The following is a 23,491-nucleotide window of genomic DNA, read 5'->3' on the forward strand; positions in this document are numbered from 1 at the left end:
CAATAAAGAAAGGAAGCACTTCGTGCCTCCTTTCCACAACAAACCAAAAAACCTCCTGTCGATTCACGATTTTACAGTATGCTTTTCAGAATATGTAAAATAGTCGTTTTTCAATTTGGTAACCAGCCGAATTTATTTAACGACTACCGGAGGGTAACTTTAGTACCTTTATTTATTATTTCTTCTGGATTCGAAATCAGGTTTATTTTCATTAGATTATTCAATCTAATTCCTTCTTCGTGTGCAATTTCTCTTAAGCTCAAATCTCTTTGGCAGGTGTACATCTCATTCATTCTGAGTGCCCGTCCTTTTTTTGGTGCAATGTACACTATCTCCCCTACCTCTAAAACGTCTTTTTTAATAAATTCGTTGTATTTGTATAGTTGGTTAATAGTCATTTCAAACTCATTTGCAATTCTTAAATAAGTGTCTCCTTCTTTAACAACAATAAATTTCACTTTATTTTTATTGGTATTAATTCTGTGTGAATTTTGACGTATTACAATGGTATTATTATTTGCCGTAGCTTGCTGCTCATCCCCTTTTACTACATTAGCGTTTTCATGGGTATTATTATGCTTTTTATCTGCATCTTCCATCACCGCTATTTTACTTGGATGTTTTTTTCTTAAATGGTGGTCTTTTTCATCTACACTAGTGTACTTATCGTATTGATTGAGGTGAAACCTTTCAATGATTTCTATTAATAAATGGGCATATTTTGGATTGGTTGCATAACCTGCAGACTTGAGTCCCCTTGCCCATCCTTTATAATCGGTTAATTTTAATTCAAATAAACCTGCATATCTTCCTCTTCCAGATAAGAACAAGGAATGATCAGTATAGGAGTCTGCAGCGGATACATAACTCCTGAAACATTCATTTTTAGTATCATCATCTTGAATAAAGGTCGCCCCACTCCATGCTTTATGGCATTTTATGCCAAAATGATTATTTGCTTCTTTAGCCAGCTTACTATTTCCATTAGCGGATTCTAAAATCCCTTGAGCCAAGGTAATACTGGCTGGTATTTTATGGGACAACATCTGCGCAATGGCAGTGTTTTTCCACATATCTATGTACTGTTCTGAAGAATATTTTGTTTCGCCGAAAATGATAGATGTGGTTAGCAAAAATCCGGTTAATAATAAAATTTTCATACTTATTGGTTTAGTTGTCTTCACTTTATTACGTCAAACATTTAAATGGGTTACACTTTAATTACTAAATAATCTTTTAAAACTGGTATGTTAACCCTAGCGTGCCCCCTAATAAATACATTTTATGCTCTAGGAATAAGCCGGTATAAGTATTCGAGAAATACTTTCTATAATCTACATTCAAATAAACACCAGCATTGCCAAAATTATATTTCACCCCAGTACCAACTGTTGCAGCGATTTGAAAAGAAGTAATGTTTTCAGACTTAGCGTCTATTTCATTTTCAAATTCTTTTCCAGTTGCATCCGTATAACTACTTTCCACCCGTTTTTGTAAAATAGTAGAAGGTATTAATCCCACAAAACCAAACCAAGAAATTTGCTCTCCCACCTCATAATACAGCCGTAAAGGAATAGCGATTTGTTGGTATTTATTTACATAATGATAGGAGGAATCGTTGGTGGATGACTCAAAATCATACCCTTCTCCTGCTCCAATAAACGAAGCACCAATCGATATTTTAAACCTTGGAGAAAGTGGTAAGAATGCCCCTACTTCAATACCTTTAGTGAAAATAGCGGTCTCCTCTAATCTATTTTGGTAGCCCTGGTAAACGGATAAATCTGTAAAATCTCTGTACGCATAAAAATAATTACCTTGCATATAAAATGTGGCTTCATTTTCATTTGTTATTATCTCATCAGCCCCTTTTGCAAATGAGCTATCTGCCATTTGTTCCTCTTGAGAAAAACCTGGTAGGTTAAAAAAAATAAATCCTAGTTGAAAAAAAAACAAAATTCGCATATTATACTACCTTTAAATTATTATTTGTAAACAAATGTATGAAAATCACCTTTAATTCTCCTGTTGTATTAACCTTTTCCTTTTTAAGTGTATTGGTTTACATTTTAACGGTACAAGTTGGAATAGGATTGGAATGGTTTACCTTATCCCCAAGCTTCAATTACCGAAATTTTTACGATTATTTAAAACTATTTACTTATGTATTTGGACATGTCAATGCCGACCACATCATTGGAAATTTATCTTTTATACTTTTACTAGGTCCAATCATAGAAGAAAAATACGGTTCGAAAAACACATTAATTATCATTGCCTCCACTGCTTTAATTACAGCTATATTGCATATTCTTTTTTTCAAAGCTAGTCTATTAGGGGCTAGTGGCATTGTCTTTGCATTTATTATCTTGGCCAGTTTAGTCAATATCAGAAACAAAGAGATACCCATTACCTTTATTCTGGTAGCCTTAATTTTCATTGGAAAAGAGGTTATTGTTTTTTTTGAGCAAGACAACATATCCCAATTTGCACATATTATAGGTGGATTTATCGGCGCATTTTTTGGATTCAAATTAAAACCAAAAGCAGGATTTTCTAGCGCAAAGTCGGGTAGAGATATTTTAAAGGGGTTAAAGTAATAAATTATGCCTCCTTTTTACTATTTTTGAAACAATTGAAAAAACTATGCAAAACTTAACTGACAAAGAAGGAGTTGACCTTCTTTCAAAAAAATACAATGCCATTAGTCAAGAAATTCACAAGGTAATTGTGGGACAAGAAACAGTTGTACGACAAGTTTTAATGTCAATTTTCAGCAATGGACATAGTCTTTTAGTTGGTGTACCTGGGTTAGCCAAAACACTTTTGGTACAAACCATTTCCGACTCATTAGGTCTTGGGTTTAAAAGGATTCAATTTACACCAGATTTAATGCCATCCGACATTGTTGGATCTGAAATTTTGGATGAGAATAGGAATTTTAAATTTATCAAGGGCCCTATTTTTTCGAATATTATTTTAGCGGATGAAATAAACCGAACTCCCCCAAAAACGCAAGCTGCATTATTGGAAGCTATGCAAGAAAAAACGGTTACTGCCGCTGGACACACTTATGTTTTAGAAAAACCATTTTTTGTTTTAGCTACGCAAAACCCAATTGAGCAAGAAGGTACTTATCCACTACCCGAAGCCCAATTAGACAGATTTATGTTTAATATTTGGCTAGATTACCCATCTTTAGAAGAAGAAATTAATATCGTAAAAAATACAACAGGCAACTTTAAACCACAGTTAAATTCTATCTTAGATGCGGCTGAAATTATTTACTTTCAAGAATTAATCAAAAGATTACCGGTACCTGAAAATGTTTTTGAATACGCTGTTAAACTAGTAGCTAAAACAAGAAAAAGCTCACCCCTTTGTCACCCTTTGACAGAGAAATATTTAGAATGGGGAGCGGGACCAAGAGCTTCGCAAAACTTAATTATTGGGGCCAAATGTCACGCAGCCATTAACGGCAAATATTCACCTGATATTGAAGACGTGAAAGCTGTAGCATATCCTATTTTACGACATAGAATTGTTAGAAACTATAAAGCAGAAGCGGAAGGATACTCGATTGAAGCAATTATTGACGCATTAATGCAATAAATTAATTAGCATTTTTTTACAATTCTAGAAATGGTATTCCAATTTCTAGTAGTAATTTCCTTACCAAAACTTGCTTCAACTATGCCCATGGCTTTTGGTGTGTTTGCTTTTGAAAGATCTAAAACAGAACAGATAATCTTGCTTTCATACCTTAAAATTTTAAAACTTTGATCTTCACTTGACCAAGGTATTTCGATTGGTGATTTATTGCTTTTTTTAAGAAATGAAACAAAAAACCTTGTTTCTGTAGTCTCTTCTATTTCTTTAAAAGGATTATTTTCCATTAAGGAAACAATTGTTTTAGCTTCTGCCAAAATGAGCGGTATTGGAAAACCAAATACAGAGGAAATTCGATTTTCAATCGTTTTGGTGAGAAGGCGTATATCATTTACATTGGACTCAAAAACTACATTCCCTGAATTTAAAATAGTATAAACATTTTCGCAATTTAAATTCTGTAATACTATTTTCAAATCCTCCATGGGAACTTTATGTTTCCCGCCCACATTCACTCCTCTTAATAATCCAACGTATTTTTTCATGCGTATAATTTCAATGCTAAAGATAATAACTTATCCATAGGAAAGTCTATTCAAAGCGGTGTAACTCTACTTAAACTATTTCCCGACTCAGTATTACAGTCCATAAATATTAAATTAAAAAACCATTACAGCTAATGCGACAAAGTAAAGCTATTCCAGTTCATTTCTTTTTTTCCAAATCGTTTTTGCCGTCGCACACACTTTTTGGTCTCCTTCGGTTCTGATGGTATGTAAAAAAGTGTCTTTTTCGTTTTCATCAGCCGTAAAGGTCAAGATAACATCTCCATATTGGGCCTCTGCAATAAACCGTCCATCAATAGCATGCAAATCATAGTTATTACTGATCTCTTCTGGTACAGATTCCATTAACCAATGTAAGTATTTTATATTATTCACATGCTTATTAGTGTCCACATCAAATCTATTTACCTTAAATTTATTGATTGGAAGGTGGTTTTGTATTGGTGCTATTTTCCGGTTAATGTTGTGTTCAATACTTTGCGTTTTACAAAAAGACCATTTCTCTTTAAACACATCCAGTATTGGAATGGGTCTTCTTTTCGCTATATCAAAAAACACCCACAAACCTTTTGCGCGACCAATAATCTCTCCAGCTGCATTATAAATAATATTTTCTCGTACCCCCTTTATGGTCGAATAACTCGATAGCCAAGTCCTAATGGTGATTTTATCCTTATAAACAGGATAATAATCTAATTCCATTACGCCTGAAACCAATACCCATCCAATATTCTGTTTCTCTAAATCCAACAAACTATGCCCTATGGCATAACAATGCTCTGCTGCAGTTTCTTCTAATAAAGTTAACATGGTAGTAGAAGAAGCTTCACCAAATTTATTCATTTCAAAATACCTAAGGTCATACTCCTTATCAAAATAATTATTCAAATCCATGGGTATGTATATTTCAAGATTGTATTAACTGTTTCCTTCTTTTTCTATCAACGTATTAAAAAGTAGTTTATTTACAAATACTCGTTTTAAATTGTTGTGGGGTCATTAATTCATTTTTTTTAAATTGGCGGTTAAAATAACTCACACTATTAAAGCCTGACTTATATGCAATTTCAGCGATTTGATCGTTACATTTTTCCTTCATCAATTTTTTGGAGAACTTAATTTTTTCAGAATTAATATAATCAATAGGAGAAATACCCAAGGTATTTTTAAACTTTTTGTGAAAGTGAGAACTACTCATATAAGCTTGCTTAGCAAGTAAATCCACCGTTATATTTTTATTGGTTAAATTGTCTTGAATATATTTAATAACGTTTCCAATCCTGGTATCATTAAAAACTTGGTCCTCATTACTCAATATTAACTTTTTGGCCTTTGTCTGTAAAAGCCTTACAATTAACTCCTGTATCATCAGGTCTAGAAGAATGTCTTTAGATTTATTATTATTGGTAAAAGTGTAAGTTAAACGTTCGACCAATCTATTGACATCTTGGTTATTGATTAGGTGTGAGGAATCATTATTTAATTTCCAATTATTATTTTCATTCTCTATGGCGACTGCATGGTTAAAATTCTCAACAATTTCTTTAATTTTTGAAGCATCTATTCCCAAGGCTAAACATTGGGTAGGTTTGGCTTCCGTTGCGAGTGGAAAATCGATTATCATTTCCTTTTTCGTTGGCATAATTACCGACTCGCCTGGAAAAAACTCAAAAGAGGGCATACCATCTAAATGCATTACTTTTTTTCCTGTAAGCATACTTGCAATAATTGGAAAATCGAAAATAAGAGAGACCTTTTCAGCAAACTGGTGCGTCTCATAAATATTTAATTCGGCATAAGCTGCACTATAGGTTGTTTTATTCTCAACCAATGTCGTTAGCTTTCTATTATTCCTATGTTGACTTAATAAGTTAGCCATAAACAATATTACAAAAAAAATTAATTCAAAATTAAAATTTGATAGATACCTTCAATAAATTGATAAATATGTTCAATTGAAATAAGATTTGATAAAATACTTTTATGCAAATTGAAATCGAAAAAGTTTTGATTTCTAAAAATTGAGTATTAATTAAAAGACAATTAAAATGAGTTATTCAAAACCAAAATTTAAAGAAAAGTACGACAATTTCATCAATGGAAAATTTGTCGCCCCATTAGAAGGCGCTTATTTTGACAACACATCACCAATAGATAATACCTTAATTGCAAAATATCCTCGATCACAAAAAGAGGATGTAGAACTAGCGGTTAATGCAGCAAATGCTGCCAAAGAAGCTTGGGGAAATACATCTGCCACACATAGAGCAACTTTATTAAATAAAGTTGCAGATATTATTGAAGCAAATTTAGAAGAATTTGCCTTAGTAGAGACCTGTGACAATGGCAAGCCAATTAGGGAAACACTTAATGCCGATATTCCTTTATGTGTGGATCATTGGCGTTATTTTGCCGCTTGTATTAGAGCAGAAGAAGGCAGTGCTACTGAATTAGACGAGCATACCTTATCCATGAATATTAAAGAACCATTGGGAGTGGTTGGTCAAATCATTCCATGGAATTTTCCTTTATTAATGCTTTCTTGGAAACTTCCACCAGCATTGGCGACAGGGAATTGTGTAATTTTAAAACCTGCAGAACAAACCCCATCCACTGCAACATTATTAATGGAAAAAATTGCAGCAGTTTTTCCTCCAGGTGTCATCAATGTTATTCACGGATTTGGTCCCGAAGCAGGAAAACCTTTGGCTTCAAGTTCAAAAATTGATAAAGTTGCATTTACAGGTGAAACTACCACAGGCCAATTAATTATGCAATATGCTTCCAAAAATTTAAACCCTGTTACTATGGAATTGGGTGGGAAATCACCAAATATATTCTTCAATAGTGTAATGGACGAGGATGATGCCTTTTTAGATAAAGCGGTTGAAGGTGCAGTAATGTTTGCATTTAATGCGGGTGAAGTTTGTACCTGTCCATCCAGAATTTTAGTCCAAGAAGACATTTACGACAAGTTTATGGAACGTGTAATTGCAAGAACAAAAGCAATTGTACAAGACAATCCATATGATGTAAACACTATGCTTGGCGCACAAGCCTCAAACGACCAATACGAAAAAATTCAATCTTATTTTAAAATTGGAAAAGAAGAAGGTGCAAAAGTATTAGCAGGTGGTGCTGCAGCAAAATTAACGGGTGAATTTGCGAATGGTTTTTACATTGAACCAACCTTGTTAGAGGGCCATAATAAAATGCGTGTTTTTCAAGAAGAAATTTTTGGACCAGTAGCTTGTGTAACTAAGTTTAAAGACGAAGCAGAAGCTTTAGAAATAGCAAACGATACACTTTATGGTTTAGGAGCCGGTGTTTGGACAAGAGATGCACATCAATTATACCAAATACCAAGGGCTATTAAAGCAGGACGTGTTTGGGTTAACTGTTACCACACCTATCCTGCACATGCCCCATTCGGCGGATATAAAAAATCAGGATTTGGTAGAGAAAACCACTTGATGATGATGAACCATTACCGTCAGACAAAAAACATGTTAATTTCATACGATAAAAATAAACAAGGATTCTTTTAAAATAATTCCTTAAATTAAAGGCTGGATCTATCGATCCAGCCTTTTTATTAAACCAAAATACCCACATGGAAAGAATTAAAATTACAGCTGAAGCAGAAAAAATTATCCAACAGTTAAAAGCAAAACACGGGGAATTAATTTTTCATCAAAGTGGCGGATGCTGTGATGGATCTGCCCCCATGTTATTTGAAAAAGGAGAAATGTATTTAGATGAAAGTGATATTCTATTAGGCGCCGTGGCAGGTGTCAATTTTTATATGAATCAAGATCAATTTGAATATTGGAAACACACCCATCTCACTGTGGATGTTACCCAAGGAAGGGGCGCTAGTTTTTCATTAGAAATACCACTGGGACTAAGGTTTCTGATTCATTCTCGTCTATTAACGGAAGAAGAGTTAGCCTTTTTAGCAAAAAAAGATTAAGGGGTTAAACCTGCTTGATTACAATTAAAATACTTTAAAATTTCATCCGCTACTAACTCATGTCCATTTTCATTAGGGTGATTAATATATGACATATACGCAGCTAGACTATCTCCATTTACTACCTTTTTTTTAAAAACATTATAACTATCAATTAAACCTACACCATTCTCTTTTGCTATACGGATTATTTGTTTTTGATGTTTTTCTAATTCATTATCAGGTTCCAAAATATTTATATTTTGATCAGGGGTAGGTGTTAATAAAATTACTTTAATATTCTCTCTTAAAGCTTTACTCACCATTTCCTGCCAGGCTGCATTAGCTTTTTCTAAACCTATTCCCATATCATTTAAAGCATAGTCAATGAATAGAACATCAGGATGATGGTTTAACACCTCATTACTAAATCGTTTTGCACCTTCTTCCGAATTCTCACCACCTTTGGAAGTGGTAATAATATTAATTACAGCATTGGGAAATTTCTTTTTTAAACCAACCAATACCTTAAATGGATATGCTTTTAAGGTGTTTACCTGAGGTGTTTCAAAAAAACCAGTTGGTACAGAATGTCCATGAAAAACTAAATTAATTGTTTTATTATTTGGCCACACTTCCACTAAATCAACACAAATATCTTTCAAATAGGTGTCTTGAGATACTACTTCTTTATTTACAACTGTATTACAAGCATGTAAACTAGCTCCTACCAAAAAGTAAATAATAAATTTTAGAGAAGAGTACTTAATTTTATTTATCATTTTTCACTTAGTATTTCTCGGGTTCATTTTTTTAAAAAATGACAGAAACTTTTTGTATTTAACATGAATTTTCCTGGATGATTATTTAGCTGTTTTCCTTTCTAAAAATGATATTATCCTTATAGTCAAATGGCAATTTATCTATCTTTTTTAAACCAAATGGAAATGCTTTAGGAAGATAGGCATTGAAACCCATATTTTGAATAAATTCGAACAAATCTTCTTTAGAAATATTTGCTTTTAGACAGTTATCATCTATTTCCACAATAAGAATCATATTCTTACTTTTCTTAATGATATTTACCGCGCCTTGTAAGCACTTAAACTCATGACCTTCAATATCAATCTTAAGGATATCAATATTGTTAATATTATTTTTTTTACAATAGCTATCCAAAGTAGTCAACGAAATAGTTTCCTGTTGATCTGAGTCTTTAAATTTATGAATAGAAGCACCTGTTAAATGCGGCGTATATAGTGTTAATGTCTCGTCCTTATTTGATAATCCGACAGCATTAACCGTAATATTTTCTATTTGGTTCATTTTAATATTTTCTTCCAAATAAACCAATGCTCTAGGATTAGGTTCAAAAGAAATTATTCTTCCTTTTTTAATCAAACTACTTAACCCCAAAGTGTATGTACCTATATTTGCACCAACATCTACAAACGTATCCGTTGTTTTTACATATTTTGACAGTTGTCTAAAAGTATTTTTTTCATATATCCCCATTAAATAGACCTGCTTCATTACATGATCTTTCAAATTTAGCTTGTACTTTAAACCAGTATAGGATTTATAAATAATATCTCCTTCTGGTAACTTAACATACTTTATAAGGTGATTTTTAAAATAATCAATGGGGAAACGTCTTAAATAATTTAAAATTATCTTACTCATTTTGGATTTTAGGTTTTAATTATACGATTGAATATAAATTAATTATATTTCAAGAGGATAAATATACAAAAAGTTTTACTTACCAATTAATAAGCGTACAGACAAATTTAATTTTAATCATTTCAAGGCTTTACCCCCGCTAAATACAGGCTGTCATTTTCTAACATATATTCTAAAATTGGTCGGCATTTATTTTTGCAAGCCGGGTAAAAACTTTGGTGGATTCTTTCCTTATTTTTATGCTGTATCCCCCACCAAAACTCTCCTAATGCTATTGGTTTTAAATTTTCTTGTAAGGCAAATTGTAATAATTTTGGCGCAGCACATTCGCCTGCCGCCGCTGGTGGACTTTCGTTATCTGAACCTTTAAATATTTCTAGTATATTTTCTGTTTTACCACTGAGGTTAGAAAAATAATAGTTTTCAAAAAGTCGTTTTTGTAACCCATTTGATTTTATTTTTCTCTTTTCTTTAAGCGCATTAATAGTTACAGTTGATGTAGCAGCTTTAATTTCCAAACCAATGGCAGTAATTTCCAGCATCCCTTTTCGGATAAAAAAATCGCCAACGGACTCATCAAACACGGATGGGACAAATTCTTTGCAATTTACATTACCAGGTAATTTCCCTGAAACAGCAGCTAAATAACCAAAAGATAGGTCTTTTTTCTGAACCACAAGTACCCCAAACATTTTGCCTTTGTGGGCCAGAAAATCATTCCCCCAATTGGGCGATTCAGCAACAATAAACTCTTGCAATTCCTTTGCTGCTATTTTCGCGAATGCCGGAACAAATGCTCCAAAAGGGTTATTTAATTTTTCTGGAATAAACACCGCTGTGAGGTTCGTTTTAAAGTTAAAAACCTGTTGATTTTCCATTTATTAATTGCCGTTTAATTCAAGCTCTGCTTACAAAAATAATTAGTTTATTTGAAGGTACCGTAATGTATGCGATTAATATTCTGTCAGCCTCATTTTAAGCTGCCTTTAAAGTTAATATTTATACCCATTTTAGATAAAAAACTGATTTTAATAAAGATTAACAGTGTCCGTTCGCAAGGAGACAAAAAGAATCCATACATTTACATGTATCAATGTATTATTATCATTATGGAATTAAATCAAGTTGAAAAAATATCTAAAGCTTTGGGGGATGTTAACCGTTTAAAGATACTGCAATACATGCAACAAAACCAAGGAAAAGTAGAATGTACACATGCTTGCAATCTAACCACTTTATCTCAACCATCCATTAGTCACCACATTAAAAAATTAGTAGAAGCCCAACTCATACACCAACATAAAATTGGAAGAAATTACCATTATTCTCTTAATCATGAGATTTGGGACCTTTACAAACTTAGTTTGGGAAATCTATAATGCCATTTTTGATACATAGAAACATTTAAATGAATTAAATTATGTCAACAAAAAAAATCGCTTATTCTATATTAGACCTTGCCATTGTTTCCAAAGGAAGTACCTTGAAAGAAACATTCGATCATTCCTTGGCACTGGCACAAGCTGCTGAAGCAGCAGGTTATAAACGTTTTTGGTTAGCCGAACACCATAACTCTGATGCTATTGGTAGTAGTGCAACCTCTATTCTGATTGGGAAAATTGCAGAAGGAACAAATCACATTCGAGTAGGTTCGGGTGGTATTATGTTACCAAATCATTCTCCTTTAATTGTAGCCGAACAATTTGGGACTTTAGGTATATTATATCCAAATAGAATTGACTTAGGATTAGGTAGAGCGCCAGGGACCGACCAAGCAACAGCGACAGCTATACGGTCTGACTTTTACCAAGCAGCTATGTCTTTTCCAGATGAAATTGCAAAAATTCAACAATATTTTTCCCTTGAAAATGCCAAAGAAAAAGTACGTGCAAATGTAGCTGAAGGGGTTCAGGTTCCCCTATATATTTTAGGATCCAGCACGGATAGTGCGCATCTTGCGGCAAAAAAAGGTTTACCCTATGCTTTTGCAAGTCACTTTGCAACTGCTCAATTAATAAGTGCGCTTGAAATATACCACAAAGAATTTCAACCTTCTGAAGCATTAGACAAACCTTATACATTGGCAGGAGTAAACATCATAGTTGCTGATACAGATGAAGAAGCAGAACGAATTTCGACATCTCTTTACAAAATGATTATCGGCTTACTTACTGGCAAAAGAGACTACATGCAGGCGCCAGTTGAAATGACGCCAGACATCCGTGAGTTGCGACAACATCCCTCTGTTCAACAAATGCTGAAATATTCCTTTATTGGTAGTAAAGCAAAAGTAAAAAAAGAAATAAAAGCATTTATCGACACCACACAGGTAGATGAGTTGATTGCTGTGACCAATATATTTGATGGCGAAGATAGAATTAAATCCTACCGCCTTTTTGCTGAAATTATGGCAGAATTAAATGACGAAAAACCAGAATAACTATCTTTTTGTAATAAAACCTCCTCTTATCAACTATAACCAAGAAGTTATATGGAGGTTTTATTTATTTTAAGGAGTACATTGTGTTGGTACATCCAATAAGTGTCCGTTTGCCAGACTAAAACTTAAAGAACGATTTAAACTTAAGGCATCTTTCCCCAATTCAATATTGTATTCCGTATTGTAAAACTCTATGGTCAATACTTTACCTTTTTGCAATAATTTTTTGGTTGTTTTTACCAGCTCTTTATCTACCGATTGAAATGGATTTACACATGAAACTGAATCTATAAAAAATAACACTTGTTCAAAATTAGTGGAGGTGGATGACGTAAAATCTAAACCACCCCAATAGCCATCTCTGTAGTTATTTGAGAATTCAATTAAATACTTAGGCGGCTGCGTAGTGTCTTCACATTCTAAAGCGAAAAACAGAATGTAATTAAGATTTGAAAAATTTGCTAGATATTTTAAACCATGCGATTGTACCAAAGCCCAGCCTTCATTGTGAAAACTGTATACATAGTCTTCGCTTAAAGTATCCATATTAAAGACAGCATCTTTTTGTACCACTTGGGCATTTGCTGTTAGACAAAAAGAGATAAGAGATAAAAAAACAAGGTACTTTTTCATGTGTCAGTTTAGTTTGTCATAATAAGGACGACAATTTAATTATTACCGTGAAATTAAACGATTTTTTTTGCATACTATTCCTCTCTAGTTGACTTAATTTATTGCCGTACTCTCTATTAAATCGAAGCATCCCAAATCAAAAGTAAAAATGTGATATAACTTCATCCTTTTGATTTTTCAATCCACCATTCTATCCGACTTAAAACCCTGTAATTAATAGATTCTTTTCGATTCCAAGCTGCTTAAATTTATCACGGAACGCACAAAGAAAAAAGGTAAATCTAGAGCATTTTTTTTCACATATAATCCGTCCCCTTTCTCTTGAATTAATCCTTCCAATAAAAATTCATCCTCCGACACCTTTACTGCATCATCAAAAACAGTTGAAACTCTAAAAGTAACCCCATTACTGCTTGCATAAATATGGGAAGGATAGCCACAACTGTCTTTTTGAACAGCAGTTATTTTAACAAGAATTGTTTCCGAAAAGGAATTAAAGTGACTTATATTATCCTTCAAACTTTCCCCTATTAATTCTTTTACTTTCATGGAATCAATAGCCTCTTGTTTAATTGTTTTCTTTTCAATGGACTCTTGTGTTACTGCAGAAAATATTTTTTTTAATGCACAACAATCCACTAATAAGCGAGTAAATAATTCCAATTCATACTCTTGTTCACCAAAGTTGCTCACTAACAAGGAATCACTTTTTGTGAATGGATAGATATCACTACACCTCTGCAATTTATCACTTAAGTCATCTTTACTTTCGTAAGTGCTAATTTCTGTAATACAATTACAAAAAACTGAGCTCTCTTGTTCAATGAGTCTATCTATTTCTTGGGCATGCAACACAACGCAAGATGTAAATAGTAAACAAAATGTGAAAAATTTATTCATTTTAATTTAAATTTTATCCGCTAAATATAGCCAAGAATCACACAATATAATTCCTTGGTATCCATTATTTATATATAAAAAAACAGTTTCCATTCCTTCAAGGTTAACCTTAATAAAAAGGGAATTATGGCAGTAATAAATGAACTTACGCGATCTCCAACTGCTTTTATTTCTCCTTTGCATTTATCAGTGGGCTAGCTAGGCTATTTTTAAATTATTTTTTATCCGCTATTCTTAACAAATCGCCAAACACTCCCCTAGCCGTTACCTCTGCACCAGCGCCAGCACCAATAATAGTAATTGGATTTTCCTTGTAGGATTCCGTATAGATTTCAAAAATGGAGTCAGAACCAGTTAAGTTTCCTAAGGCGCTGTTTTTAGGGATAGCAACAAGTTTTACTTGTAAATCACCTTTTTCCTCTTGTAAATTCCCAGATAAATCACCTATATATCTTAACACATAGTCATCAGCAAGCTTATTTTTAATTGCGGAATAGTAGGTATCTATGCCTTCAATATTAACCAAAAATTGTTTCGTATCTCCTTTTCTTAAAGATTCTGGGATCAAATTTTCAATATTTATATCGTTAAATTCATTTTTCAAATCTAACTCTCTGGCCAATATCAATAATTTACGCGCCACATCATTCCCACATAAATCTTCTCTGGGATCAGGTTCTGTATACCCTAATTCAATGGCTTTTTTTAAAAAATAACTAAAAGGCTGTTCACTAGCAGAAAAAGAATTAAATAGATAACTAAGTGAACCTGAAAAAACGCCCTTGATACGGGTGATATTTTCTCCAGACTCATGTAAGGTTCTAATCGTATCGATAATTGGTAAACCCGCCCCTACATTCGTTTCGTACAAATAGTTTTTTTTATGTAGCTGTAAACTCTCTCTTAGTGTTTTATATTGAAAATATCGTTGTGTATTTGCAATCTTGTTCGAAGAAACCAAATCAAACCCATTTTCTATAAATGAGGTATAATAGTTTACAAAGTCCTCACTTGAAGTGTTGTCAATTAAAACTAAATTTTCTAAATGGTGTTTTCTGGCGTAGGCGATAATGGCTTTTTCATGGTCTAAAGTGTTTTCCTTTTCCTGTAAACTTGTTCGCCAATTGTCTGAAATACCATTTTTATTGAATAATATTTTTTCTTTTCCTGCAATGGCAAATATATTCAACTTTAAATTCTTCCTATTCAAAACTTTAGCCTTAGACACTAGTAATTGATTGATTAAAGAGCCTCCCACAGTGCCTTTACCTACAATTGCAATATGCATTGTTTTAATCGCGCCAAAAATTTGAGAATGAATTACATTAACCGCCTTCTTTACTTCTTTTTTATGGATTACCAAACTGATATTATTGCCACTAATGGTATTATTGATGAGTAAAATATTTATTTTATTTTGTTTAAGGTAATCTAAACAACTGGCAAAATTTCCGATATGTTGTCCGACAATGGTGACTACAGAGATATCTTCAATGGTGTTTACCGCTTGAATATCTTGCTTTAATATTTCATGTTTAAATTCATTTAGAAGCACTTTTTGTGCCATGGCTTTATTTTTTTTAGGGATAATAAAACTAACGCCTCTTTCTGAAGATCCTTGAGAAATTATACCAATGTTTACACCAATGTTACTTAGGTTTGAAAATATACGTGCATCAATACCTTTTTTACCAATTATCCCCTTTCCAATAATATTGATTAATACCACCTCTTCTTGAACGGATATGGATTTAATACTTCTCGCAGTTTGGTGGTTACTAATAAGTGTCCCTTCGTTTTCTTTATTAAAAGTATTTAAAATGTGTAAAGAAATGCCATCTTCTATTAAGGGATTAATGCTTTTGGTATGCAGGATAGAAGTCCCGAAACTGGCTAATTCACTGGCTTCATTATAATTAATATGTTTTATTATTTTAGCATTGCTTACTATTTCAGGATTTGCGGTGAAAATACCATCTACATGCGTATAACTTTCAATGGCTTTAATGCCTAAAAAATTGGCGATCAAGGAAGCAGAATAATTGGTTCCATTTCTACCTAAGGTCGTGGTCTCATTTGTTATGTTCGACGCAATAAACCCAGTAATAATTGGGGTTACATCCGCATCAATAGTTTCAATATACTTTACTGTTTTCTCTTTAGAAGTGACCAGATTTACCTGCGCATTTCCAAAATTGTCATCTGTTTTTAAAAACAATCGACTATCCACCACTTGACACTTTATGTTTATGTTATTTAGTAAAGCAGAAACCATTTTCACCGCCAGTAATTCCCCTTGGGCTAAAACCAAATCTTTAATTTTTTGACTATAGTCCTCGGTTAATTGTACCCCTTTCAATAACCTATTTAACAAGTCAAATTCTTGGTCAACATTTAATGTTGTAAGCGGCTCAATTTGCTGTTTTCTAAATTGTATCAGCACCTTTTCATAATTACAATTTGATTTTGCTAGCTCCAAAAGGTTTTCTAATTCATCTGTTGCATCTCCTCTAGCAGAGAGTACTACAATTATTTTTTCTTTATTTTTTATTTTTTCAGAAAGGATGGCAATAACATTTTTTATTCCTTTTCCATTCGCGAGAGATTTCCCTCCAAATTTTAATAATTTCATCTTATTTTATTTTAATGCGTTCTATATATCTTCTATACTATCATCAATGTGCTCTAATCCTTTTGAAATCCGACTAACACCTCGCTATATCTCCCCCCCCTTCCGGTAGGCTTGCATGGGGGGTAAATGCAGGATGGGTTACAATATATCCTCTCCTAAATTTGTGGTGCGTGCATTCATTTTTCAGGATATATTGAAAATCCCAATTCTTCCTTTTTAGTTGCTTTTTCATATCGTTTTCTTAAAAATTGGCGCTAAAAATTCAGTAATTTGTTGGTGCTCCAGTAGGAAAGCATCATGTCCATGTATGGATTTGATTTCAAAAAATTGATTTGGAATTTTTAAGTCATCCAATATTTTTTTTGTCTCGTAATTTTCGATTGGAACAAAAAACAAATCACTTTCAATACTAATTTGGACAATCGTAGCGGTTATTTTAGCAAAAGTATTTTGAATTGTTTTTCCTTGAGGTACAGCATCAATAGTCGATAGCAAGTGATTCATCAATAAATATGCTTTTAACTCAAAACGATTTTTCAATTTCTCTCCATGATGGTCTAGCCATGATACAACGGCATAGCTTTCTTCCTCTTTCGTTTTTAGGCGGTTAAATTTTTCTTTGAAGGACGCTGGTGTTCGATAAAAAAGCATGGCCATTTTTCGCGCATCTTCCATTGGCTTATTAGCATGTAATAAAATACTTTCTTGAATGGTACTTTGGCCAATAATCCAATCGGAAGCTTTCCAATCGGAAGCAATAGGAATAACGTACTTTGCAAAATCAGGAAAAAGGCAAGCCATTTCCCATGCTATTCCACCACCAATTGAGCCACCTAGAATTGCAAAAACACTTTTTACATTTAAATCATTTAATACGCGTTGGTAAATAATGGCAATATCTTTTGCTGAAAAGTCTTTATATTGCTCGATCAAAAAACCATCATATCCATTTCCCGGCACATTAAAAGCTATCACACAATAATGATTCGTATCGATTAACTGATTGGCACCTACAATTTCACGCCACCAACCTTTATCCGGACTATTCAAGTCCGAATTTCCTGTTAAGGCATGATTAATCACCACCACCGGCGCCGCATTCATTTCCTGACCAAAAACCTGATATGAAACAGGTATTGCTGAATAACGCACGCCTTTTGTGGTTTGGTAATTATGTATTTTATGGTGTTTTAAAATATCCATATTTAAGCATTAAAGGCTTGACGTAAATCATTTTTCAAATCAGTTATATCCTCTAAACCAACAGATAATCGGATTAAATCTTGACTCACTCCAGCAGACAATTGGTCTTTTTCGGAAAGTTGTTGGTGTGTAGTACTTGCAGGGTGAATAATTAAAGATTTTGTATCACCAATATTTGCCAATAGTGAAAAAACTTGGGTCGTATCCGTCACTTTCCTTGCAGCTTCAAAACCATCTTTAAGACCAAAAGTAACCACCCCACTTTGTCCTTTTGGCAAGTATTTTTCACTTAGCTTATGGTACGCATTACTTTTAAGTCCTGGATAATTAACCCAAACGACTTCTGGCTGTTCTTCTAACCAAATTGCTAGTGCTAATGCGTTTTTTGAGTGTTGCTTAATCCTAACTTCTAAAGTTTCTAAACCTTGTATGATTTGGAAGGCATTGTATGGACTCAAAGCACCACCAAAATCACGCAAACCTTCCAGTCTCAATTTTACGATAAAAGCAATTTCACCAAGGGCTTCGGCATATTTTAATCCGTGGTACCCCTTAGAAGGTTCTGTAAATTCTGGAAACTTTCCATTGGTCCAATCAAAAGTACCGGCATCAATTACGGCACCACCAAGAGAGGTACCTTGTCCGCCAATAAATTTAGTTAAGGAATGAATAACGATATTGGCCCCGTAATTTATTGGGTTTAATAAAGCAGGACTGGCCACTGTGTTATCTACAATTAGCGGAATATTATTTTCTTTTGCAATTTTTGCTATTGCTTCAATATCCAAAACATCTAATTTCGGATTTCCCAATGATTCAATAAAAATACCCCTTGTATTTTCTTTTATAGCATCCGAGAAATTATTCACCTCATCCGCATCAACAAAACTAGTTTCAATACCGAATCTAGGCAAGGTAACATTTAACAAATTGAAGGTTCCGCCATACAAACTACTCGAAGACACCAGGTGGTCGCCTGCTTTAAAAAGTGTTAGAAATGTGGATGATATTGCTGCAGTACCAGAAGCAAACACAGCTGCTCCCACTCCTCCTTCAACTGCGGCTAAACGTTTTTCTAAAATATCATTGGTAGGATTATTTAAGCGGGTATAAATAAATCCAAACTCTTTTAACCCAAAGAGATTTGCTGCTTGTTCGGTATTATTAAAAACATAGGAGGAAGTTTGGTAAATGGGTACAGCTCTTGTTCCTTCTGTTAATTTAGTATCGTGTCCTGCATGTAATGCGTTTGTTTTTTGTGCGAAAGTATTCATTGATTATATTTTTTATTATTAATTTATTAAAAGCAAAAAAAAAGTCCCTTATGGTTATGTATTACCAAAGGGACTTTTAAAAATTGTTTTAGAACTTTTTTAATCTGGGTAATACTTTAGCCTGATGCGCATCATCATACACATTTGCATAAAGCAACAACAGTTAAAATTATTCAGATTGGTATTCATTTATTTATTTAAATTTTTGGTCAAAAAAAAAGCCTTTGCATTTGCAAAGGCTTTTTTTATAAAATATATTTTTTTTATATAATGGTGCCTTTAGCATAAATTTCTTTACACATCATACAACACATCATATTGTTATTTCTTGTTTTCACTGAAGCAAATATATTATTTTTTTTTAGAAACAAACCATAAGAATCATTAATTTTTGAAAAGTTCCGATTGAAATACAAAGTTAAAAAACTGTATTATAGACTACTACTCATCATTAAAATAATTTTTATTAAAAATAATAATTCCTTTTTCAATCTAAGGCCATAAAAATTTAGAAAAATATTTATCCAAGCTACACCTGAATCTGGTCTGTTACATCCCTTACCTAATATTCACTTACTCGTAAAATAGACCGAGATACAAGGAATGTTATAGCGATATAGAGGATAATTTATTTTCCCTAAAAAAGCAATAGCGACATCCCAGACGGATTCGTCTTTTGTCGCTATTGCAATTATATTTTATAAGGAATTCAATTATTTTAAAAAATCTTCTTTCAAGAAAGCAGGATTTGGATATTTATAAAAACCTTCCCCAGTAGAAACGCCTAATTTATTTTTATCGATAAAGTTTTCTTTTAGATATTCCACCGTTTTAATTTTCACTGGATCTTTGGTTCTTTCTGCGGTCATTTTACTCACATTGTACAACGTAGTAATACCAACAACATCCAGCATTCCAAATGGTCCAGTTGGTGAACCTGTTGCCTTCATCCATGTTTTATCAATTGTTTCTGGATCTGCCACTTCCTTAATTAACAAATCAGTAGCGGAATTAAAGAAAGGGACCAACATAGAATTGATAATATAACCCGGCTGTTCTTTATTCAAAGGTAAAGCCAACATACCTATTGCTTTGGCAAAGGCAACCACATCCTCAAATACTTTAGGGTCAGTTCCGGGATGTCCCATAATTTCTGCGGTATTGTGTTTCCAAATACTATTGGCGAAATGCAATGCTAAAAATTTAGCTGGTCTTCCTGTTGCTTCTGCAAAATCACTAGGTAAAAGTGTAGAAGAATTCGTTGCAAAAATGGTTTTTTCAGGTGCTACCTTGGCTAATTGTTCATAAAAACCGATTTTAATTTTCGGATTTTCGGGTACAGATTCAATCAATAAATCGGCCTCTTTTACTGCTTCTTTTAAATCTGAAGTATAGCTTAAATTTAAAGCCGTTTGGTCTATTTGTTTTTGAGTCGCATTTAAGTCATTTTTAAAAGCTTCACTCATGGTTGTAAATTTCGCTTTTGCTTTTTCTAATACTTCGTCGTTAATATCGTATACAGTAACTTTGAATCCGTGAAAGGCAACTTGAAAGGCAATTTGGTATCCTAGAACACCACTACCTGCTATTGTTATATTTTGATAATTCATCTTTGTATGTTTTAATTATACTACAAAGATAGCTTGATTTATTAGCCGATTATATCCTTAAACTCAGTAATAGTATACTTAATTTTCAAGCTTTCAGATTTTCTTTCTTCCGATAAGCCAAAGGAGAAATATTGGCATTTTTTTTAAAGAATCTACCAAAAGCGGAAACGGAATTAAATTGCAGTCTGAATGCTATTTCAGTAATATTTAGAGCAGGCTCACCAAGCAAGACATATGCCTCTTTCATTAAAGCCTCATTAATAATTTCATGCGGTGTTTTTTCACTCGCTTTTTTTACAATTTCAATTAAGTATTTGTTGGAAACATTCAATTTATCCGCATAAAACTGGACTGATTTATTGTTTAAAATATTTTCTAAAATCAATTTTCTAAATTTAAAATACACCGTCGAAGCATTCTCACTCACCCCACTATTATCAGTCATATTTTGTTGTTTAATTTCAGCTATTTCTAAAAGTAAATTGAAGATAATGGTCCGGATAATTTCATCCGTAAACTCTTTTTGGTCCTTACTTTTCCGTTCGAGATAACTTAAAATATCCTCTAATCCATTAATAGAAGCTGTGTTGGCATTAATTATAGAATAAGTATCGTTTTGAAACAATAGATTTTTTTCAAGAATAAAAGGATTAGACAAGTTTTTTATTAAGAAATTTTTCTCGAAAAGCAGGAGTTTATACTTAAAGTTTTTACTGGCATTTCTAAAGCGTATGGCGGTGGATGGGGCAGAAATAAGAAACCCATTTGCATGAATGATGTGTGCTTTATTATCTACATCAATCGTAATTTCACCATCTATACAAACAAAAAAAGTATAAAAATCCATACGGAAAGGAATCTCCGGAAACCAATGCTTTGGATTCCCTAAAGAAATGTAATATGGTTTATTAATAGCTACACCATATAAAGATAGTACCTGTTTTAAGTTTTTGTACAAATTAAAAAGTATTAATAGGTGCAAAGGAATGTAAAAACCATCTTTTACGTGACCTCTATTTCAAAATAAATAGGGAGGTACTTCATACCTCCCTATTCTTTAAATATTTTCGATAAATTTTAAAAAGACTTTTTTATGTAATTCCAGGTCTAGATTTGGAGAAAGTGATGCCCGAACAATATAATCCTTATCTCCTTCTTTTGTCGTACCTTGTGTAGAAGTAGCTGGGATTGTCCAATAACATCCTTTTAACTGTCCATAACTCACACAAAATTTACTTTCCTTAGGGATTTCTGTAATCATTAAATTAATTAATTTAAGGTTTAAAGCCCTTTTATACGTTTCTCTTTCTTCATCTGTATTTCCTTTGGTTGGAAGATCTAATGAAAACACAGAGGGTGTAAAGCCTTGTTTGGCCAGTTCTTCTGAAACAAAATTAATTTTTGCTCCAGGTAAAGATTCGTGAATAAAGTTTACGAACTCCCGTGTATTTTTGTAGGCATCCAGAATCCTTTGGTTCATGGAAGGTAATTGTTTTGCTAATATGTCATATTGCAATGCTGTTGCTTCGTTATCACAAAGTGCCAAATGGATATCTATTTTATTTATCAAGTCCACCGTTTTTTTATTGCCAACGCAATATCCAGCAGTACATAATCCACCACTAGGGAATTTAGAACCACTTGCAAATGAAATAGTTCTAACCGTAGACAAGATTTCACCTTCCCCTAAAAAGTGAACATTTGGACAAAATGTTTGGTCTAAAATGAAAACAGGATCAATGGCAATAGCACCATCTTTAGTTTTACGTTTAGCACTTAACACCGCTTTTAATTGAATAAGGTCAGGCACTTCCACTCTAGGGTTAGTCGGTATTTCCGCAATGATATATGGCACGGCATCTTCTACTGCAATTTCATTCAAAATCTTATCAATACTTTGTACCATATCATTACCACCATCTACTGGTAAATCCACAACCGATACATTATCAAGACAAGCAGCAACTCTTCTCGCTTGATCATTCGTGCCACCATAACAGTTTGGTGGGACAATAATTTTTATTGCTTTTCCTTTATGATTTTCAAGTGCATCATGCACAAGTCCCATCATTATTGCATATTGTATGGAAAGACCACTAGAAGCAACTAAGGCTTGGGTAGTTGTTCCGGTAATCTCATTAATCGATTTTAAAACACTTTCCTTATCCGCAATGCTATTATTTTTTGCAATAACAACAGGTTTTTGATCCATAAGTGATTTTAGTGCAGTAAAAGAATTTGCAGGTGTCATTGCAATCGTTTCTCTTCTTCTTACATGCTGTATATCGGACACATAATTTTCATTCTGTTTTCCATTTACGACTAAAACACTCCCTAATCCTTCATGGAGACTGATAAAAAAGTCGATATTAGGCGTACATTCAATTGTTCCTATCCTTTTTTCTGGGGCAAGAAATACGGTACTCCCTTCAAAGGCCTTAATTTCCGTTAAATTATCTACTTGTTTTAATTCAAATTTATACCCGTAAACATTTTTGATTAATTCGGCATCAAAGCAAGCAGGTAAATCACCTGTATAGGTAATTTGGGTATTAATATTTTCTAATAAGTTTTTTCTAAGGATTGCCAAAATTGGAATTGTCTGTGAAGAAAAACTGATTACGTTATTTGCATGTAGATGGTGTAAGTTTGCAATACCCCATTCTAAAACACAAGATAATGGGTGTCCTAAACGAATATAATCGTATGCTGTAGGTAAAGCACTCAAAGCAGAAGCCGAGGAATTATTGTTTTCATATAAAGTTGTAAACTGCTCTAAAAATTGAGTTTTCGCCAATTTCTCATCATATATATCTAGTCTATGCGTGGTGGTACTCAACCAACCATTAGGCATATTTTCAAGCACATTCTGAATGTAGTCAAGCATTTTATTGTCTTTCATAATTTTCAACTTTAATTAGGCCGCGAAGATACATTAATTCGTTAAAAATTAAAAGTAATAGAACACGTATTGTTAATACTTACAGAT

22 protein-coding genes are annotated in these 23,491 nt (G+C 33.1%); 6 read left to right on the forward strand and 16 right to left on the reverse strand.

Translation table 11 applies throughout. The annotated features are described in order from the left end of the window. Window positions 1-143: 143 nt before the first annotated feature. Both DNU06_RS08935 and DNU06_RS08940 read right to left on the reverse strand, forming a co-directional pair. Window positions 144-1,160, reverse strand: a complete 1,017-nt coding sequence (locus tag DNU06_RS08935) for a glucosaminidase domain-containing protein (protein ID WP_111062911.1) — start codon at window positions 1,158-1,160, stop codon at window positions 144-146. Between the two features lie 76 nt (window positions 1,161-1,236). After that, window positions 1,237-1,965, reverse strand: coding sequence for an outer membrane beta-barrel protein (locus DNU06_RS08940; RefSeq protein WP_111062912.1), 729 nt, complete (start codon window positions 1,963-1,965; stop codon window positions 1,237-1,239). Window positions 1,966-2,003: 38 nt separating this feature from the next. Here DNU06_RS08940 and DNU06_RS08945 point away from each other — a divergent pair, with 38 nt between their 5' ends. Both DNU06_RS08945 and DNU06_RS08950 read left to right on the forward strand, forming a co-directional pair. Continuing rightward, window positions 2,004-2,600, forward strand: coding sequence for a rhomboid family intramembrane serine protease (locus tag DNU06_RS08945; RefSeq protein WP_111062913.1), 597 nt, complete (start codon window positions 2,004-2,006; stop codon window positions 2,598-2,600). A 46-nt stretch (window positions 2,601-2,646) separates the two neighbouring features. Further along, entirely contained in the window at window positions 2,647-3,612 is a 966-nt protein-coding gene (locus DNU06_RS08950; protein WP_111062914.1) for an AAA family ATPase, read from the forward strand. Window positions 3,613-3,617: 5 nt separating this feature from the next. Here DNU06_RS08950 and DNU06_RS08955 read toward each other — a convergent pair whose 3' ends face one another. The 3 genes from DNU06_RS08955 to DNU06_RS08965 form a co-directional block, all read right to left on the reverse strand. Continuing rightward, complete coding sequence (locus DNU06_RS08955; protein ID WP_111062915.1) at window positions 3,618-4,154, reverse strand: DUF1697 domain-containing protein; 537 nt, start codon at window positions 4,152-4,154, stop codon at window positions 3,618-3,620. A gap of 150 nt (window positions 4,155-4,304) precedes the next feature. Next, entirely contained in the window at window positions 4,305-5,069 is a 765-nt protein-coding gene (locus DNU06_RS08960) for an acyl-[acyl-carrier-protein] thioesterase (RefSeq protein WP_199399006.1), read from the reverse strand. A 67-nt stretch (window positions 5,070-5,136) separates the two neighbouring features. Beyond that, window positions 5,137-6,054 carry an AraC family transcriptional regulator gene (locus DNU06_RS08965; protein ID WP_111062916.1) on the reverse strand — a complete coding sequence of 306 codons (918 nt, stop codon included), beginning with the start codon at window positions 6,052-6,054 and terminating at the stop codon, window positions 5,137-5,139. A gap of 169 nt (window positions 6,055-6,223) precedes the next feature. On the opposite strand from DNU06_RS08965, the gene DNU06_RS08970 reads away from it, so the two are divergent. Both DNU06_RS08970 and DNU06_RS08975 read left to right on the forward strand, forming a co-directional pair. Next, window positions 6,224-7,723: an aldehyde dehydrogenase family protein gene (locus DNU06_RS08970; protein ID WP_111062917.1), complete on the forward strand. Its 1,500-nt coding sequence runs from the start codon at window positions 6,224-6,226 to the stop codon at window positions 7,721-7,723. A gap of 65 nt (window positions 7,724-7,788) precedes the next feature. Next, entirely contained in the window at window positions 7,789-8,148 is a 360-nt protein-coding gene (locus DNU06_RS08975; protein WP_111062918.1) for a DUF779 domain-containing protein, read from the forward strand. Here DNU06_RS08975 and DNU06_RS08980 read toward each other — a convergent pair. The 3 genes from DNU06_RS08980 to DNU06_RS08990 form a co-directional block, all read right to left on the reverse strand. Then, window positions 8,145-8,909 carry an SGNH/GDSL hydrolase family protein gene (locus DNU06_RS08980; protein ID WP_111062919.1) on the reverse strand — a complete coding sequence of 255 codons (765 nt, stop codon included), beginning with the start codon at window positions 8,907-8,909 and terminating at the stop codon, window positions 8,145-8,147. The two genes, DNU06_RS08975 and DNU06_RS08980, sit on opposite strands and share 4 nt — an antisense overlap. 85 nt (window positions 8,910-8,994) lie before the next feature. Continuing rightward, window positions 8,995-9,810 (reverse strand): FkbM family methyltransferase, encoded by an 816-nt coding sequence (locus DNU06_RS08985; RefSeq protein ID WP_111062920.1) that lies wholly within the window; start codon window positions 9,808-9,810, stop codon window positions 8,995-8,997. Between the two features lie 122 nt (window positions 9,811-9,932). Then, window positions 9,933-10,688, reverse strand: coding sequence for a pseudouridylate synthase (locus DNU06_RS08990; RefSeq protein ID WP_111062921.1), 756 nt, complete (start codon window positions 10,686-10,688; stop codon window positions 9,933-9,935). 69 nt (window positions 10,689-10,757) lie between these two features. Here DNU06_RS08990 and DNU06_RS18030 point away from each other — a divergent pair, with 69 nt between their 5' ends. Beyond that, the gene (locus tag DNU06_RS18030; RefSeq protein ID WP_233502991.1) at window positions 10,758-11,189 is read left to right on the forward strand and encodes an ArsR/SmtB family transcription factor; all 432 of its coding nucleotides are present in this window, start codon (window positions 10,758-10,760) and stop codon (window positions 11,187-11,189) included. Between the two features lie 41 nt (window positions 11,190-11,230). After that, on the forward strand, window positions 11,231-12,250 hold the full coding sequence (locus DNU06_RS09000) for an LLM class flavin-dependent oxidoreductase (protein ID WP_111062922.1): 1,020 nt from the start codon (window positions 11,231-11,233) through the stop codon (window positions 12,248-12,250). 69 nt (window positions 12,251-12,319) lie between these two features. Here DNU06_RS09000 and DNU06_RS09005 read toward each other — a convergent pair whose 3' ends face one another. The 8 genes from DNU06_RS09005 to DNU06_RS09040 form a co-directional block, all read right to left on the reverse strand. Beyond that, window positions 12,320-12,883 carry a hypothetical protein gene (locus tag DNU06_RS09005; RefSeq protein WP_111062923.1) on the reverse strand — a complete coding sequence of 188 codons (564 nt, stop codon included), beginning with the start codon at window positions 12,881-12,883 and terminating at the stop codon, window positions 12,320-12,322. A 213-nt stretch (window positions 12,884-13,096) separates the two neighbouring features. Continuing rightward, window positions 13,097-13,783 (reverse strand): hypothetical protein, encoded by a 687-nt coding sequence (locus tag DNU06_RS09010; RefSeq protein WP_146239193.1) that lies wholly within the window; start codon window positions 13,781-13,783, stop codon window positions 13,097-13,099. A 214-nt stretch (window positions 13,784-13,997) separates the two neighbouring features. Beyond that, the gene (gene thrA, locus DNU06_RS09015) at window positions 13,998-16,415 is read right to left on the reverse strand and encodes a bifunctional aspartate kinase/homoserine dehydrogenase I (RefSeq protein WP_111062925.1); all 2,418 of its coding nucleotides are present in this window, start codon (window positions 16,413-16,415) and stop codon (window positions 13,998-14,000) included. 228 nt (window positions 16,416-16,643) lie between these two features. After that, window positions 16,644-17,618 (reverse strand): alpha/beta fold hydrolase, encoded by a 975-nt coding sequence (locus tag DNU06_RS09020; protein ID WP_111062926.1) that lies wholly within the window; start codon window positions 17,616-17,618, stop codon window positions 16,644-16,646. Window positions 17,619-17,620: 2 nt separating this feature from the next. Next, window positions 17,621-18,892, reverse strand: coding sequence for an O-acetylhomoserine aminocarboxypropyltransferase/cysteine synthase family protein (locus DNU06_RS09025; protein WP_111062927.1), 1,272 nt, complete (start codon window positions 18,890-18,892; stop codon window positions 17,621-17,623). A 713-nt stretch (window positions 18,893-19,605) separates the two neighbouring features. After that, a complete protein-coding gene (locus DNU06_RS09030) occupies window positions 19,606-20,502 on the reverse strand; it encodes a 3-hydroxyacyl-CoA dehydrogenase (RefSeq protein WP_111062928.1) in 897 nt (298 codons plus the stop codon). Window positions 20,503-20,587: 85 nt separating this feature from the next. Continuing rightward, the gene (locus tag DNU06_RS09035; protein ID WP_111062929.1) at window positions 20,588-21,460 is read right to left on the reverse strand and encodes an AraC family transcriptional regulator; all 873 of its coding nucleotides are present in this window, start codon (window positions 21,458-21,460) and stop codon (window positions 20,588-20,590) included. 99 nt (window positions 21,461-21,559) lie between these two features. Next, complete coding sequence (locus DNU06_RS09040; RefSeq protein ID WP_111062967.1) at window positions 21,560-23,404, reverse strand: PLP-dependent aminotransferase family protein; 1,845 nt, start codon at window positions 23,402-23,404, stop codon at window positions 21,560-21,562. Window positions 23,405-23,491 lie beyond the last annotated feature (87 nt).

This window comes from Putridiphycobacter roseus (genome assembly GCF_003234935.1).
Taxonomy (GTDB): domain Bacteria; phylum Bacteroidota; class Bacteroidia; order Flavobacteriales_D; family Crocinitomicaceae; genus Putridiphycobacter; species Putridiphycobacter roseus.

Coding starts and splice junctions, on each gene's coding strand:
- DNU06_RS08990 (WP_111062921.1), bottom strand. CDS start 10,688: ATGGAAAATCAACAGGTTTTTAACTTTAAAACGAACCTCACAGCGGTG.
- DNU06_RS09010 (WP_146239193.1), bottom strand. CDS start 13,783: ATGAATAAATTTTTCACATTTTGTTTACTATTTACATCTTGCGTTGTG.
- DNU06_RS18030 (WP_233502991.1), top strand. CDS start 10,758: ATGCGATTAATATTCTGTCAGCCTCATTTTAAGCTGCCTTTAAAGTTA.
- DNU06_RS08965 (WP_111062916.1), bottom strand. CDS start 6,054: ATGGCTAACTTATTAAGTCAACATAGGAATAATAGAAAGCTAACGACA.
- DNU06_RS09025 (WP_111062927.1), bottom strand. CDS start 18,892: ATGAATACTTTCGCACAAAAAACAAACGCATTACATGCAGGACACGAT.
- DNU06_RS08935 (WP_111062911.1), bottom strand. CDS start 1,160: ATGAAAATTTTATTATTAACCGGATTTTTGCTAACCACATCTATCATT.
- DNU06_RS08945 (WP_111062913.1), top strand. CDS start 2,004: ATGAAAATCACCTTTAATTCTCCTGTTGTATTAACCTTTTCCTTTTTA.
- DNU06_RS08940 (WP_111062912.1), bottom strand. CDS start 1,965: ATGCGAATTTTGTTTTTTTTTCAACTAGGATTTATTTTTTTTAACCTA.
- DNU06_RS08980 (WP_111062919.1), bottom strand. CDS start 8,909: ATGATAAATAAAATTAAGTACTCTTCTCTAAAATTTATTATTTACTTT.
- DNU06_RS08975 (WP_111062918.1), top strand. CDS start 7,789: ATGGAAAGAATTAAAATTACAGCTGAAGCAGAAAAAATTATCCAACAG.
- DNU06_RS08955 (WP_111062915.1), bottom strand. CDS start 4,154: ATGAAAAAATACGTTGGATTATTAAGAGGAGTGAATGTGGGCGGGAAA.
- DNU06_RS08985 (WP_111062920.1), bottom strand. CDS start 9,810: ATGAGTAAGATAATTTTAAATTATTTAAGACGTTTCCCCATTGATTAT.
- DNU06_RS09005 (WP_111062923.1), bottom strand. CDS start 12,883: ATGAAAAAGTACCTTGTTTTTTTATCTCTTATCTCTTTTTGTCTAACA.
- DNU06_RS08960 (WP_199399006.1), bottom strand. CDS start 5,069: ATGGATTTGAATAATTATTTTGATAAGGAGTATGACCTTAGGTATTTT.
- DNU06_RS08970 (WP_111062917.1), top strand. CDS start 6,224: ATGAGTTATTCAAAACCAAAATTTAAAGAAAAGTACGACAATTTCATC.
- thrA (WP_111062925.1), bottom strand. CDS start 16,415: ATGAAATTATTAAAATTTGGAGGGAAATCTCTCGCGAATGGAAAAGGA.
- DNU06_RS09030 (WP_111062928.1), bottom strand. CDS start 20,502: ATGAATTATCAAAATATAACAATAGCAGGTAGTGGTGTTCTAGGATAC.
- DNU06_RS09000 (WP_111062922.1), top strand. CDS start 11,231: ATGTCAACAAAAAAAATCGCTTATTCTATATTAGACCTTGCCATTGTT.
- DNU06_RS08950 (WP_111062914.1), top strand. CDS start 2,647: ATGCAAAACTTAACTGACAAAGAAGGAGTTGACCTTCTTTCAAAAAAA.
- DNU06_RS09040 (WP_111062967.1), bottom strand. CDS start 23,404: ATGAAAGACAATAAAATGCTTGACTACATTCAGAATGTGCTTGAAAAT.
- DNU06_RS09020 (WP_111062926.1), bottom strand. CDS start 17,618: ATGGATATTTTAAAACACCATAAAATACATAATTACCAAACCACAAAA.